This window comes from Pseudomonas sp. B392_1p (assembly GCF_052245235.1).
In the GTDB taxonomy this organism is placed as follows: domain Bacteria; phylum Pseudomonadota; class Gammaproteobacteria; order Pseudomonadales; family Pseudomonadaceae; genus Serpens; species Serpens gallinarum.
In genome coordinates this window covers 127763-141732 of record NZ_JBQPXM010000007.1, presented here as the reverse complement: position 1 = coordinate 141732, position 13970 = coordinate 127763, and the positions used below count along the sequence as shown (strand labels likewise).

11 protein-coding genes are annotated in these 13970 nt (G+C 58.4%); 8 read left to right on the top strand and 3 right to left on the bottom strand.

Features of this window, described 5'->3' with window-relative positions:
• The first annotated feature begins 17 nt into the window (after positions 1-17).
• From ACTV8E_RS12080 to ACTV8E_RS12070, 3 genes are read left to right on the top strand one after another with little or no spacing between them, the layout of a single operon-like run.
• Positions 18-1034 (top strand): transporter, encoded by a 1017-nt coding sequence (locus tag ACTV8E_RS12080; RefSeq protein WP_443199658.1) that lies wholly within the window; start codon positions 18-20, stop codon positions 1032-1034.
• A gap of 18 nt (positions 1035-1052) precedes the next feature.
• Positions 1053-2654, top strand: a complete 1602-nt coding sequence (locus ACTV8E_RS12075) for an outer membrane protein transport protein (protein ID WP_443199657.1) — start codon at positions 1053-1055, stop codon at positions 2652-2654.
• 9 nt (positions 2655-2663) lie between these two features.
• Positions 2664-3785: a MalM family protein gene (locus tag ACTV8E_RS12070; RefSeq protein ID WP_443199656.1), complete on the top strand. Its 1122-nt coding sequence runs from the start codon at positions 2664-2666 to the stop codon at positions 3783-3785.
• Between the two features lie 59 nt (positions 3786-3844).
• Here ACTV8E_RS12070 and ACTV8E_RS12065 read toward each other — a convergent pair whose 3' ends face one another.
• From ACTV8E_RS12065 to rloA, 3 genes are read right to left on the bottom strand one after another with little or no spacing between them, the layout of a single operon-like run.
• On the bottom strand, positions 3845-4828 hold the full coding sequence (locus ACTV8E_RS12065; RefSeq protein ID WP_443199655.1) for an alpha-L-glutamate ligase-like protein: 984 nt from the start codon (positions 4826-4828) through the stop codon (positions 3845-3847).
• Positions 4829-4831: 3 nt separating this feature from the next.
• A complete protein-coding gene (gene rloB, locus ACTV8E_RS12060) occupies positions 4832-6358 on the bottom strand; it encodes an osmotic stress tolerance membrane protein RloB (protein ID WP_251836239.1) in 1527 nt (508 codons plus the stop codon).
• A gap of 8 nt (positions 6359-6366) precedes the next feature.
• Positions 6367-6903: a retropepsin-like aspartic peptidase RloA gene (gene rloA / locus ACTV8E_RS12055; protein WP_251836238.1), complete on the bottom strand. Its 537-nt coding sequence runs from the start codon at positions 6901-6903 to the stop codon at positions 6367-6369.
• A 306-nt stretch (positions 6904-7209) separates the two neighbouring features.
• On the opposite strand from rloA, the gene ACTV8E_RS12050 reads away from it, so the two are divergent.
• The 5 genes from ACTV8E_RS12050 to prpF all read left to right on the top strand — a co-directional run bounded on the left by ACTV8E_RS12050 (position 7210) and on the right by prpF (position 13936).
• Entirely contained in the window at positions 7210-7917 is a 708-nt protein-coding gene (locus ACTV8E_RS12050) for a GntR family transcriptional regulator (protein WP_251836237.1), read from the top strand.
• Entirely contained in the window at positions 7914-8801 is an 888-nt protein-coding gene (gene prpB / locus ACTV8E_RS12045) for a methylisocitrate lyase (protein ID WP_251836236.1), read from the top strand. The genes ACTV8E_RS12050 and prpB overlap by 4 nt, the downstream gene beginning before the upstream one ends.
• A gap of 76 nt (positions 8802-8877) precedes the next feature.
• The gene (gene prpC / locus ACTV8E_RS12040; protein WP_443199654.1) at positions 8878-10005 is read left to right on the top strand and encodes a bifunctional 2-methylcitrate synthase/citrate synthase; all 1128 of its coding nucleotides are present in this window, start codon (positions 8878-8880) and stop codon (positions 10003-10005) included.
• A 67-nt stretch (positions 10006-10072) separates the two neighbouring features.
• On the top strand, positions 10073-12685 hold the full coding sequence (acnD, locus tag ACTV8E_RS12035) for a Fe/S-dependent 2-methylisocitrate dehydratase AcnD (protein WP_273534995.1): 2613 nt from the start codon (positions 10073-10075) through the stop codon (positions 12683-12685).
• A gap of 60 nt (positions 12686-12745) precedes the next feature.
• The gene (prpF, locus tag ACTV8E_RS12030; protein WP_443199653.1) at positions 12746-13936 is read left to right on the top strand and encodes a 2-methylaconitate cis-trans isomerase PrpF; all 1191 of its coding nucleotides are present in this window, start codon (positions 12746-12748) and stop codon (positions 13934-13936) included.
• The last annotated feature ends 34 nt before the right edge of the window (positions 13937-13970 follow it).

Sequence of the window (13970 nt, the reverse complement as noted above, 5' to 3'; positions counted from 1 at the left end):
ATAATAGGGGTAGCGCCATGGGAGTTAGGGGAGTTGCGTGGCTGGCTTTTTTGGTAATAGCCAGTGCTGGTCCAGTGTGGGCAGCCGAACAGGACGTTAATGAGGCGCGCGAAGCATTAAGCAAAAAAGAGGAAGACGCAGATAGCGCAAAAGCGCTGGAAGAGGTTTTCCAAGCGGCGGAAAAAAGCTATACCTTGCTGAAGAAAGGAGAGCGTACACTGACCTACGGTTTCGATTACTCCCTTACTCGCGATACGGTGATTCAGACCATCCGGGCCAATAACGATGTAAGCAACCCCGTATATAGCGTAATAGGCCAAAGCGAGGCTCAGCACACCTTTACCAACTCGTTTACGTTCGACTATGGCGTTTGGGATAACCTGACCTTTAGTGTGCGTTTGCCCTTGATTGCCAAATACGACACCGAGCGGGATCTGGATGTATATAGCCTGGGCGATATATCCACCAGCCTGCGCTGGCAACCCTGGAATTCGCATCGCGGCCGGCCGGTCACTACCTTGTATGCCAACCTTGGTCTTCCCACCGGCGAAAGCCCATACGACATCAATCTCGGTGAAGACTTATCGACAGGTAACGGTTATTACAGCCTGGGCCTCGGGGCAAACATGTCCTATGTCATTGATCCGGTCGTTCTGTTCGGCTCGTTGGGTTATACCTACAACCTGCCGGTTAAAGATATAGACCAAGTATTCGGCAGCAGGTTACTGCAAGAAGTCAGACCTGGGTCAACCTTCTCATTGAGCATGGGATTTGCTTATGCCTTGTCCTACGATGTATCGCTGGCTGCTTCCTATCAGATGGCTCACAACCTGAAGCCTGAATACGAGTTTATTGACAGCACCAGCAAGGGAACTGAACAAACCAGTGCGGTTATGAATTTCTCGCTGGGTCTGCGAACTTCTCCAGACCGCATCGTTAATGTCAATGCCGGGTTTGGCATGACCGAGGATTCGCCCGATGTCCTGCTGGGAATCTCCATGCCCTTGGATATCAAGGGCCTGAAGGCCCAATAACCCGCAGGCGGACTATTCATGAGTAAGCGAATTTCGCCGCTCGCGCGAGCGATTGCCGGGGTGACGTTGCTCTGGGCAATGCAAAGTCAGGCTCAATTTTCTCAAAACCTGACCATTGGCAACCCTAAGGCCATGGCCTTGGGCAATGCCATCACTGCGGATTCCAGCGGTATCGATGCCGTGCATTATAATCCTGCCGCTCTTACCAAGCTCAAAGGTCGGCAAACTGCAGTAAAACTTATCGCCGGTGGTATGGATATTCGTGCTGAGTTCGATGCGCCGGCCGATTATGGAGAACGCTTCTTCGGCTACAAGAACGATCCTATTGCCGGAACTCGGAGCAGAACCACCAGTTCGGCGATGTATTTGCCGGGGTTGGGGGGGACCACAGAAATACCGTTGCTGGTGGCGCCGCTTGCAGGCCTTTCCATCAATCCGCCTGGCTCCAAATTTACCTTTGCCACCAATATTTATACGCCTCAAGCTGTGGGTTATGTTCGGGATGACGATGACCCGGGCCGTTATCAGGGTAAGGAAGTGGTGATGCAACGCATCACTTATTTCTCCCCTTCGGTGGGGTATCAGGTGAACGATGAATTGTCCGTCGGCTTATCGATTGGCTTTTCCCATCAGGCTCTGGCGCTAAAGCAGGACCTTCGCGCGCCGGGGATGCTCACCGGGCTAGTGGCGGCTTTGCGTGAGGCGATGTGCGTGGTAGGCAGCAGCCCGCTGGATGTGCTTCTCAATATATGCGGGGGAGATGAGTTTGGGCCGTTCACCGATCTTGCCGAATTGGATGTGGACCTGCAGCAAACTCTTTCGCCGACCTGGAACCTTGGGATTCTATGGGAGCCAAAAGAGTGGTTTGCCTTGGGCGCTGTGTATCAAAGCGAAGCCAAAATGCACATGCAAGGTACTTATCGCATTGATTACACGAAAGACTGGCAAGGTTTGTGGCAAGGATTGAAAAGCTCGGTGTTCGGTATCCTCCCGCCGTTGAGTGTCATGTCCGCTGATGGGCTTTATGCCTATGAGCAAGGTAACGTGTCGATGGACCTAACCTATCCGGCACATTTTTCCACCGGCATCAAAATAAAACCGCATCGCCAGTGGCAGTTCAATATGGATGTAAAATGGACCGACTATTCAGCGTGGGAAGATTTCGAGCTGAAGTTTGACCGGCCTTTGGATTTCCTGAAGGTGGCCAGTGTGTTTTCACCCAATAACGCCACGCGCAATTCAATCATTCTCTCTCGTGATTATGAGTCTGTGTGGAGCATGGCCTTCGGGCTGCAATATGACGTCAATGATCGCTTGAGCTTGCGCCTGGGATATGAACCCCGCAAATCGGCGATACCTGGCAACAAGGCGGATGCGCTCGCCCCCTTGGGAGATGCCGATCTTTATGGCTTGGGCGCTGGTTATCGGTGGGATCAAGAGACCGAGGTCGATATCGGCTTCAATTACATGGTCAGCAAACAAAGCATTCCGGGAGGAAGCAGTTGCAACGTGAACTGTTCGGGGCTGCTGGATATGGTTTATAACCCGTATGCCGACCTGGACATCAAAACCACCGTAAAAGCCTATGTGTTTGCCCTGACTTATCGAACCCGCTTTTGAGTACGCGCTATGCCTTTTGTGCTGCTTATGTTGCTGATCGTCGGAACCTGCGCCCAGGCAGACAATGGACGTTATCTTACCTGGATCGATGACCAGGGGCGCGTGCATAACACGTTCGTCGATGAGCACTATGCAGCACAGCAGCGGCAGGCCGAGCGGCGTATCGAGGCTGGCGACCAGAAACGGAGTGGGGGATGGACCTCAGGTGCGGTGGCAGAAAGCAAACGTCGCTACTTCACCTGGGTCGATGCCAGCGGCAATTTGCACAACAGTGTGTACTCCGGCCCCGAGGAAGCAGGGCCAGATACCAAACGACTGCGTAGTGGAGATACACCCACCGATTACATCGACGCCGACGTTCTGGAAGGTCGCAGCTTTGTACGCAGTGAACACGGCAAGGCTTATTACACCTGGGTCGATGACCAGGGGCGCATGCACAACTCGCCACTGCCGCAAGGCGCCGAACCAGCAGCGGTGCCGGCGCCCATTTCCTTCACCGAGGGGCGGCAAATCGAGTTCGCCCGCGCAACACCCGGGCTGCCTGCCTTGGATGGCCAGCCCAGCCCAGCGCTGCAGGCGTTACTCAAGGGGAGCCAGGCGCGCGATGGCGGTCCATACCAGGAGTTGCTCGAACGTTGTTGCACACAATTGTCGGACAGTGCATTTACCGAGCTTTCCGTAGAGGAGCCTCGCTACCAGGAGCTGAGCCGCTTCTCGCCAAGTTTGCAGTTCCCCATGGGGCGAAGCTACTACGCGGCCCTCAGCCTGCCGCGCTCGCAGCACACCTACGGTTTGCGGGTGCGCAGTTTCGCCAACAAGCAAGTTGTTTATCCCTCTCTATTGTTTCTGGACGAAGCCAAGCGTCCCACTCGCCTGGTGAGCGATGCCGTGTACCAGCTGCATCCGGAAACCTGGTATCGCTATGCCTTTCTGGAAGGCACTGTTCCCGTGCATGCCGGACAGGGGGAACGCTATGTGCTGTTGCTGACCACGGATGAAGACCGCGCCTTGCGCACTCTGGATAACAAGCCCTTCAACCGTCCCCTGCAGCGAGCAGCGATTGATTCGACTGGCCTGCAGACGCACCGCCATGTAGATCATGGCGAGTTCGAACTGGCCATCATTCGCTGAGTCGATGTAAAAAAGCCCGACGCGTAGGTCGGGCTTTCTTCTATAGGCAGTGATTGGGTTCAAACCTTTGCTGGGACGTGCCCGAACAACTCCTGGGCAAATTTCACGCGCTGTTCAGGCGTGTCCTTGTCGCCCTTCTTCTTCAGGTTTGCCAGGTGCGCCTCGACGGCATGGGCCCGGTGTGTCAGGCCGCAATCGTTGGCAATCTGGATGTTGAGACCGGGGCGGGCATTGAGTTCGAGAATCAACGGCCCCTTGTCCTGGTCGAGGACCATGTCAACGCCGATGTAACCCAGTCCGCACAGCTCGTAGCAACCCGCGGCGAGTTTCATGAAACCGTCCCAGTTGGGCAATTGCACGCCATCCACGGCATTGGTGGTGTCTGGGTGCTTACTGATCTTGTTGTTCAGCCAGGTGCCTTGCAGGGTAACCCCCGTGGCCAGATCCACGCCCACGCCGATGGCTCCCTGATGCAGGTTGGCCTTGCCGTTGGACTGGCGGGTGGGCAGGCGCAGCATGGCCATCACTGGGTAGCCCATCAGTACGATGATGCGGATGTCCGGTACGCCTTCGTAGCTGATGCTCTTGAAGATCGGATCGGGCGTGACGCGATACTCGATCAGCGCCCGGTCACGGTGGCCGCCCAGGGAGTACAGGCCCGAGAGAATGTTGGAGATCTGCTGCTCTATTTCCTCGAGGCTGATGATTCGGCCGGACACCGTTCGGTAACGGCCTTCGAAACGGTCGGCAATCACCAGAATGCCGTCACCCCCTGCGCCCTGGGCGGGCTTGATGACGAAATCACTGCGCCCGCCGATGATCTTTTCGAGCTTCTCGATCTGCTTTTCCGTCTCGATGATCCCGTACATCTCCGGGACGTGAATGCCGGCCTCGATGGCCCGTTCCTTGGTGATGATCTTGTCATCGACAATCGGGTACAGACTGCGCTTGTTGTACTTCAGCACGTAGTCCGCATTGCGCCGATTGATGCCCATGATGCCTTTGTCGTTCAGGCCCTTCCAGGTTCTCCATAGACCTAACATGGCTCAGTCCTTCAAAAAGGCTTTGAAGCGGAACAGTTCGGTCAGGCGGTAGCCACGGTAGCGCCCCATTGCCAGCATGAAGCCCACCATGATCAGCAATACCGCCGGGAAGGTGAAGATGAAATAGGTCAGCTCTGGAATGCTCATCAGCATGAAAGCCAGGGTCGCCGCAACCAGCGTGCCGATCGCCACCTTGAAGGCATGGGTGCCGCCGCGTTCTTCCCAGGTGATCGACAAGCGTTCGATGGTCATGGTCAGGATGACCATGGGGAACAGGGCGATGGACAGGCCGCGCTCAAGGCCCAGCTTGTGGCTGAGCAAACTGATGATTGCAATCAGCACCACAACGAAAGTCAGCACCACGGAAAGGCGTGGCAGCATCTGTAGTTTGAGGTGCTCAAGATAGGATCGCAGTGACAGGCCCAGTGCGGTAATCAAGGTAAACAGGACAATACCGAAACCCAGTTGGGTTTCGCGGAAGGCCAGGGCTATCAGTACCGGGGTAAACGTGCCAAGGGTCTGCAGGCCGCCCAGGTTGCGCAGGATCAGGATCACCAGCACGCCGATGGGAATCATGATCATGATCTGATAAGTCTGCTGGGTTTGCAGCGGCAGACCGTAAAGCGAGTATTCGAGGAAGCCGGCGTCGGTTTGCTCATCGGTGAGCTTGGCCAGACGGATCGCATTGATCTCGCTGTTATTGAGGGTGAAGGTGACATGGGGTTGTTTGCCGCCTTCGACGCTGACCAGCGGGTCGTCGCCGACCCACCAGATCAGCCGGTCGCTCGGTAGCCCTTGCTCCCCGGTAACCGGATTGAAGTACAACCATTGGCTGCCGTTGTAACTGCGCAGCCACAGCTCCGGCGTCTGGGAGATATCGGCGGTCAACCGAATGGCATTGACCCGTTCCATCGGGACATGGGCAACGGACAGCAACAGGTCGATGACCTTGGCCTTGTTGGGGATTGATCGGTCTCCCCCCAATAACAGCCCGACATTGTCGTCAGCGGTATTGTTGACCCGCTTGATGGTTTCGCTGATGAACGTTTCAACATCCGCCGAATGTTGGCGAATGGGCGCCAGCAGCGCTTCGGCGGCAATTTTTTCCGGCCCTTCGATGGGGATGCTATCGCGGAAGATAGGCCCTTTTTCTTCGGGCTTTTCCACACCGTAGCGCTTGGTAAGCACCAGGCGGTAATACAGCGTCTGGCTGCCGTTGGCCCGGCGGGCCGACCAGGTAACTTTGCGGTTGCCATCGATGCGGTTGATGCTCACCCCGTAATTGTTCGAGATAAAGCTTTCATTGAGGCTGACATGGTCTTGGTTCAGCGGCGGGACGAACATTTGAACCTTGACCGGTTCCCTGGGGTTGGCTTGAAACTCGACTTTGGCGTCGATATTCCACAGATCATCGGTTTCGTCCTCAGTGACCGGAATGCCCAGTATGAAGATCTGATAGGCCGTAATCAGAACGCCCAAGGCCACCAGGATGGTGATCAGGATTTTCAGATGCAGGGTAAGAGAGCGCATGGGGCTGTTTACTCGCCAGAGGGTGCGTCAGGTGCGCAGTCGGGTTTGCCGGCTGCGTATTTAAGGCTGGGATCGACCAAGGCTTCAAATTGTTTGAGCGCTTCGGAGCCTATCAATAATGGATATTGAAAGGCGCTGCGATCTGTGAGGTTTACCTCAATCGTACGTTGTGCCTGCCCCAGGCAGAGCTGCAGCTCAATGACTGGGCGAGCGGTGTAGGTCTTGTTTTCCTCAGGATCAATATCACCAGCACGACGCTTGATCTTGCTGATGCGCGATAACGGCCGCTCGATCACCGAATCGTCGGCCCCCTCAAGGCCCAGACGGAAACGAACCCAGGTTTCTCCCTCACGACTGAAGCGTTGAATGTCATGGGCGCTGAGGGATGAGGTTTTCGCCCCCGTGTCGAGTTTGGCTGCCAATTGTTTATCGAGGTCGGCAAGCAGGGCGTACTCGTTCAAACCATAGATGGTTTTTTCAAGGGCAAAGCTTTGGCTGGCAAAGCAAAACAGAAAGCTGAAGGCGATCGAAAACGTGCGTCTCATAGGGTCCAGTAATTGCTATCGGCGGCGGGGTCAAAGATGACTGGCGGCGTGGCGGAAGCCTATGGGTGCCAGCGAGTTCAGGGAAATGGACTGATTCGCGGTGCTCAGGTTAGCGCTTGGGGCGCAGATTCTAACACGCAGGTTTTGTGACTGCGATTGCATCGCTGTTACGCGATCGGGGGCCGGAAAGGGTGACGAAGGTAGCATGGCGTTTCTCGATGAGTGTCGACAATATTGGGTAATCGGCTAGTTGATTTGCCCGGTTTTCGGCTATCCTTGCCCGCAGGAGAATTCAAGGTGTCGACAATGTTTGAAATTGAGTTCGCTGCTCAGGTCAAGGGCGAGGACGGGGAAACCCTGTCCGAACAAGTGTTTCGCAGCATTCAGGCGGCAATTGTCAGGGGAGAGATTGCTCCGGGGAGCAAGATTTCCGAGCCGGAGCTTGCGCGAGTGTATGGCATCAGTCGCGGACCGCTTCGGGAAGCCATTCACCGCCTTGAGGGACAGCGACTTTTAGTAAGAGTTCCCCATGTGGGTGCGCGAGTTGTGTCATTGGGCCAGAGCGAGCTTATCGAGCTGTACGAAATACGTGAGTCGCTGGAAGGCATGGCCTGCCGTTTGGCGGCTGAGCGCATGACCCAAGGGGACGTCGACGAATTGCGGCGCGTTCTGGAAACCCATGAGCGCGACGAAGCATTCCGGGCTGGGCGTGGTTATTACCAGCAGGAGGGCGATTTTGATTTCCACTACCGGATTATCCAGGGCAGTGGCAATCAGACGCTTGTGAAGTTGCTCTGCGACGAGCTGTACCAGTTGGTACGCATGTACCGCATTCAGTTTTCCAAAACGCCAAACCGGCCGCATCAGGCCTTCAGCGAGCATCATCGTATTCTCGATGCTATCGCCGAGCGAGACGGCGAACTGGCCGAATTATTGATGCGTCGGCACATAGCCGCGTCGCGGCGCAATGCCGAGCAATACTTTCAGGACAATCAGCAAAGAGGTGAGTCATGAGCCAAAGTACTCCGGGCCAGCGTTTTCGTGACGCGGTGGCTGCCGAGCATCCCCTGCAGGTGGTCGGTGCCATCAATGCCAACCATGCACTGCTGGCCAAGCGCGCGGGTTTCAAAGCGATCTATCTGTCGGGGGGCGGGGTGGCCGCCGGTTCTCTAGGGGTGCCGGATCTGGGCATCACCGGTCTGGATGATGTCCTGACCGATGTACGCCGTATCACTGATGTCTGCGACTTGCCGCTGCTAGTGGATGTCGACACCGGCTTTGGCGCCTCGGCCTTCAACGTGGCGCGCACGGTCAAGTCGATGATCAAGTTCGGCGCTGCCGCGATTCATATTGAGGACCAGGTAGGCGCCAAGCGGTGCGGTCATCGTCCCAACAAGGAAATCGTTTCCCAACAGGAAATGGTCGATCGCATCAAGGCGGCGGTCGATGCCCGCACGGACGACAGCTTCGTGATCATGGCGCGTACCGATGCGCTGGCGGTGGAAGGCCTGAACGCCGCACTGGACCGCGCAGCCGCCTGCGTGGAAGCCGGTGCCGACATGGTGTTTCCCGAGGCGATTACCGAATTGGCCATGTACCGCACGTTCGCCGAGCGTGTAAAGGCGCCGATTCTGGCCAATATCACAGAATTTGGTGCCACACCGTTGTACACCACCGAAGAGCTGGCCAGTGCCGCTGTATCTCTGGTGTTGTATCCACTCTCTGCGTTCCGGGCCATGAACAAGGCGGCCGAGAACGTTTACACCGCGATCCGTCGCGATGGATCGCAGAAGAACGTGATCGATACCATGCAGACGCGCATGGAGCTGTACGAACGCATTAATTATCACGCCTTCGAGCAAAGTCTCGATGCGTTGTTTGCGCAGAAGAAGGGCTGAAACGAACAAGGCGCCTGACAAGGAGCCGGCAAGGCAATTGTGCACTATCCAGAACAAATCCAAGAAGGAGAAAGCAATGGCTGACGCAAAAGTACTCACCGGCGCAGGACTGCGCGGGCAAATCGCCGGGCAAACCGCCCTGTCCACGGTTGGCAAGGAGGGCGCCGGTCTGACCTATCGCGGTTATGACGTGCGTGATCTGGCCGAGCATGCCTGTTTTGAGGAAGTGGCCTACCTGTTATTCCATGGCGAGTTGCCGAATGCTGCCCAGCTGGCCGCCTATCGCGAGCGGCTGCACCAGTGGCGCGACCTGCCCGATGTGCTGAAGGAAGTCCTGGAGCGCGCTCCGGCCAATGCGCACCCCATGGATGTGATCCGTACCGCCTGCTCGGTGCTGGGCATGCTGGAACCGGAAACCGAGTTCTCCCAGCAGCAGGACAAGGCAGACCGGCTGTTGGCCATGGGCCCTTCGGTCATGGCCTACTGGTACCGCTTCAGCCATGGCGGCGTGCGCATCAACTGCACCAGTGATGAAGAAAGCCTCGGCGGACATTTTCTGGCACTTCTGCATGGGCGCAAGCCGAGCGAGCTGGAGGTCAAGGTGATGAACGTCTCCTTGATTCTGTACGCGGAGCATGAGTTCAACGCCTCCACGTTTGCGGCGCGGGTGTGTGCTTCGACCCTGTCCGACATCTATTCCTGCGTCACCGGCGCCATCGGCACGCTGCGCGGCCCGCTGCACGGCGGTGCAAACGAAGCGGCGATGGAGATGATCGCCAGCTACAAGACGCCGGAAGAGGCCCGTGCCGGCACCTTGGCGCTGATTGAGCGCAAGGAAAAGATCATGGGTTTCGGCCATGCGATCTACAAAGACAGCGACCCGCGTAACGAAGTGATCAAGCAATGGGCGAAAAAACTTGCCGACACTGTGGGCGACACCGTGCTTTACCCGGTCTCGGTGGCCATCGATGAAACCATGTGGGAACAGAAGAAGCTCTTCCCCAACGCGGATTTCTACCACGCCTCGGCTTATCACTTCATGGGCATTCCGACGCCGCTGTTCACGCCGATCTTTGTCTGCTCGCGCATGGCCGGTTGGTGCAGTCACGTCTTCGAGCAGCGTGCCAACAACCGCATCATCCGACCGAGTGCCGAGTACGTCGGCGTGGAGTTGCGCAAGGTCGTGCCGATCGACCAGCGCTGATTTGCCAGGAGCGGGCCGGCACCGGTCCGCTCATCCGCTTTATGAAACATCACCATGAGTCCAAGGCATGAACACCGAATTCCGTAAATCCCTGCCAGGCACCCAGCTGGACTATTTCGATACCCGGGCCGCGGTCGAAGCCATCCAGCCGGGCGCCTACGACACGCTTCCCTATACCTCGCGAGTTCTGGCTGAGCAGCTCGTACGCCGCTGCGATCCGGCCATGCTGAGCGACTCACTGAGGCAGATCATCGAGCGCCGGCAGGACCTGGACTTTCCTTGGTACCCGGCTCGCGTGGTGTGCCATGACATCCTTGGCCAGACCGCGCTGGTGGATCTGGCAGGCCTGCGCGATGCGATTGCCGAGCAAGGGGGCGACCCGTCCAAGGTCAACCCGGTGGTGCCGACCCAACTGATTGTCGACCACTCACTGGCGGTGGAACATGCCGGCTTCGACCCGGACGCGTTCGAGAAAAATCGCGCCGTGGAAGAGCGTCGCAACGAAGACCGTTTCCACTTTATCGAGTGGACCAAGACTGCATTCAAGAATGTCGACGTGATCCCAGCCGGTAACGGGATCATGCACCAGATCAACCTGGAGAAGATGAGCCCGGTGATCCAGGCGCGCGACGGTGTGGCCTTCCCGGACACCTGCGTCGGTACCGACTCGCATACGCCCCATGTGGATGCCCTGGGCGTCATCGCCATCGGTGTCGGCGGCCTGGAGGCCGAAACCGTGATGCTGGGCCGCGCGTCGATGATGCGCCTGCCGGATATCGTCGGCGTCAAGCTGACCGGCAAGCGTCAGCCGGGCATCACTGCCACCGATATTGTCCTGGCTCTGACTGAATTCCTGCGTCAGGAGCGCGTAGTCGGTGCCTGGGTCGAGTTCTTTGGCGAAGGTGCCGACAGCCTGTCCATCGGCGACCGTGCCACCATCTCCAACATGTGCCCCGAATACGGCGCGACGGCGGCGATGTTCTACATCGACCAGCAGACCCTCGAGTACCTCAAGCTAACCGGTCGCGAGCCGGAGCAGGTGGCGCTGGTCGAGAATTACGCCCGCACCACTGGCCTTTGGGCTGATGCACTGAAAACCGCCCAGTATGAGCGCGTGCTGTCGTTCGACCTGTCCAGCGTCGTGCGCAACATGGCCGGCCCGAGCAACCCGCACCGTCGCCTGCCGACCAGTGCGCTGCAGGAGCGCGGTATCGCCAGCGACACCCAGCTGGCTGCGGCCCGCGCCGAGGAAGCCCAAGGCCTGATGCCCGATGGCGCAGTGATCATTGCCGCCATCACCAGTTGCACCAACACCTCCAACCCGCGCAACGTGGTCGCTGCCGGCCTGGTGGCGAAGAAGGCCAACGAACTGGGTCTGCTGCGCAAGCCCTGGGTCAAGACGTCCTTCGCTCCGGGTTCCAAGGTCGCCAAGCTGTATCTGGAAGAGGCCGGCCTGCTGCCCGAACTGGAAAAGCTCGGTTTCGGCATCGTCGGCTACGCCTGCACCACCTGCAACGGCATGTCCGGTGCGCTGGACCCGGTGATTCAGCAGGAAATCATCGACCGCGACCTGTATGCCACGGCCGTGCTGTCCGGCAACCGCAACTTCGATGGCCGTATCCATCCCTATGCCAAGCAGGCGTTTCTCGCCTCGCCACCGCTGGTGGTGGCCTATGCCCTTGCCGGCACCGTGCGCTTCGACATCGAGCAGGATGTGCTGGGCCACGACGCCCAAGGCAACCCCGTGACCTTGAAGGACCTGTGGCCGAGCGACGAGGAAATCGACGCCATCGTTGCTGCCAGCGTCAAACCGGAGCAGTTCAAGCAGGTCTACATTCCGATGTTCGATTTGGGTACGGTGGAAGAGGCCAAGAGCCCGCTGTACGACTGGCGCCCGATGTCCACCTATATTCGCCGTCCGCCCTACTGGGAAGGCGCCCTGGCTGGGGAGCGCACACTCAAGGGGATGCGCCCGCTGGCAGTGCTGCCGGACAACATCACCACCGACCACCTGTCGCCCTCCAACGCCATCCTGCCCGACAGCGCTGCGGGTGAATACCTGGCGAAGATGGGCCTGCCGGAAGAGGACTTCAACTCCTACGCAACGCACCGCGGCGACCACTTGACGGCGCAGCGCGCCACCTTCGCCAACCCGCAGCTGGTCAATGAAATGGCCGTGGTTGATGGGCAGGTGAAAAAGGGTTCACTGACCCGTGTCGAGCCCGAAGGGCAGGTGATGCGCATGTGGGAAGCCATCGAAACCTACATGAATCGCAAGCAGCCGTTGATCATTATCGCCGGCGCCGATTACGGACAAGGATCGTCTCGCGACTGGGCGGCCAAGGGCGTGCGCCTGGCCGGTGTAGAGGCCATCGTGGCCGAAGGCTTCGAGCGCATTCACCGCACCAACCTGGTGGGTATGGGTGTGTTGCCGCTGGAGTTCAAGCCGGGCACCGACCGCAAGACGCTGGGCATCGATGGTAGCGAAACCTTCGATGTGATCGGCGAACGCACTCCACGAGCAACCCTGACGCTGATCATCACTCGGCGCAACGGCGAACGCCTGGACGTGCCGGTGACATGTCGCCTGGACAGTGATGAAGAGGTGTCGATCTACGACGCCGGCGGCGTATTGCAGCGTTTCGCCCAGGACTTCCTGGAGTCGGACGAGGCCCGTTAAATCGCTCTGGGCCAGCGGCTGCGGTCGTGCAGCCTCTGGCCATTATTCAGGACAGCATTCATGGCACACCTACCCCAAATCAAGATTCCCGCCACCTACATGCGCGGCGGTACCAGCAAGGGCGTGTTCTTTCGCCTGCAGGATTTGCCCGAAGCCGCTCAGGTGCCAGGGGCTGCGCGCGATGCGCTGTTGCTGCGGGTGATCGGCAGTCCCGACCCGTACGGCAAACAGATTGATGGTATGGGCGGAGCGACTTCCAGCACCAGCAAGACAGTCATCCTGTCCAAGAGCACCCGGCCCGATCACGACGTCGACTATCTGTTCGGCCAGGTATCGATCGACAAACCCTTCGTGGACTGGAGCGGCAATTGCGGCAACCTGTCGGCAGCGGTCGGCTCGTTTGCCATCAGTGGCGGTCTGGTGGAGGCCAGCAGGATTCCTGAGCACGGTGTGGCAACCGTGCGGATCTGGCAGGCGAATATCGGCAAGACCATCATCGCCCATGTACCTATCACTCAATGGGATGTACAGGAAACCGGCGACTTCGAGCTGGATGGGGTGACATTCCCCGCGGCCGAAGTGCAGCTGGAGTTTCTCGATCCAGCCGATGAGGGCGAAGGTGAGGGCGGTGCGATGTTCCCCACCGGCAATCTGGTGGATGAATTGGAGGTGCCGGGTATCGGTACGCTCAAGGCGACAATGATCAATGCCGGTATTCCTACGATCTTCGTCAATGCACAGGAGCTCGGCTACACCGGCACCGAATTGCAGGAAGCGATCAATGGCGATGCCAAGGCGCTGGAGCTGTTCGAAAGCATTCGTGCCCAAGGTGCAGTGCGCATGGGGTTGATCAAGGACCTGTCCGAGGCGGCCCAGCGTCAGCACACGCCGAAGGTGGCCTTCGTGGCGCCGCCGGCCGATTACGTTTCTTCCAGTGGCAAGGCCGTGAACGCTGGCGACGTGGATCTGCTAGTACGCGCAATGTCGATGGGCAAGCTGCACCATGCGATGATGGGCACGGCTGCGGTGGCAATCGGTACTGCTGCAGCTATTCCCGGCACCCTGGTCAACCTCGCTGCGGGCGGTGGCGAGCGCAGCGCGGTGCGCTTCGGTCACCCGTCGGGCAGCCTTCGGGTGGGTGCCGAAGCCCGCCAGGTCAAGGGTCAGTGGACGGTTACCAAGGCCATCATGAGTCGCAGCGCCCGGGTGCTGATGGATGGCTGGGTGCGCGTGCCCGGCGACGCCTTTTAGCCGGCCTGCCAGAGCGGGTCTCCTACACTGATCC

Bases quoted from the DNA above. Each gene is read 5' to 3' on its own strand.
- ACTV8E_RS12065 (WP_443199655.1), bottom strand. From the start codon at position 4,828: ATGTTAGGTCTATGGAGAACCTGGAAGGGCCTGAACGACAAAGGCATC.
- ACTV8E_RS12080 (WP_443199658.1), top strand. From the start codon at position 18: ATGGGAGTTAGGGGAGTTGCGTGGCTGGCTTTTTTGGTAATAGCCAGT.
- prpF (WP_443199653.1), top strand. From the start codon at position 12,746: ATGGCACACCTACCCCAAATCAAGATTCCCGCCACCTACATGCGCGGC.
- ACTV8E_RS12075 (WP_443199657.1), top strand. From the start codon at position 1,053: ATGAGTAAGCGAATTTCGCCGCTCGCGCGAGCGATTGCCGGGGTGACG.
- rloB (WP_251836239.1), bottom strand. From the start codon at position 6,358: ATGCGCTCTCTTACCCTGCATCTGAAAATCCTGATCACCATCCTGGTG.
- ACTV8E_RS12050 (WP_251836237.1), top strand. From the start codon at position 7,210: ATGTTTGAAATTGAGTTCGCTGCTCAGGTCAAGGGCGAGGACGGGGAA.
- rloA (WP_251836238.1), bottom strand. From the start codon at position 6,903: ATGAGACGCACGTTTTCGATCGCCTTCAGCTTTCTGTTTTGCTTTGCC.
- ACTV8E_RS12070 (WP_443199656.1), top strand. From the start codon at position 2,664: ATGCCTTTTGTGCTGCTTATGTTGCTGATCGTCGGAACCTGCGCCCAG.
- prpC (WP_443199654.1), top strand. From the start codon at position 8,878: ATGGCTGACGCAAAAGTACTCACCGGCGCAGGACTGCGCGGGCAAATC.
- acnD (WP_273534995.1), top strand. From the start codon at position 10,073: ATGAACACCGAATTCCGTAAATCCCTGCCAGGCACCCAGCTGGACTAT.
- prpB (WP_251836236.1), top strand. From the start codon at position 7,914: ATGAGCCAAAGTACTCCGGGCCAGCGTTTTCGTGACGCGGTGGCTGCC.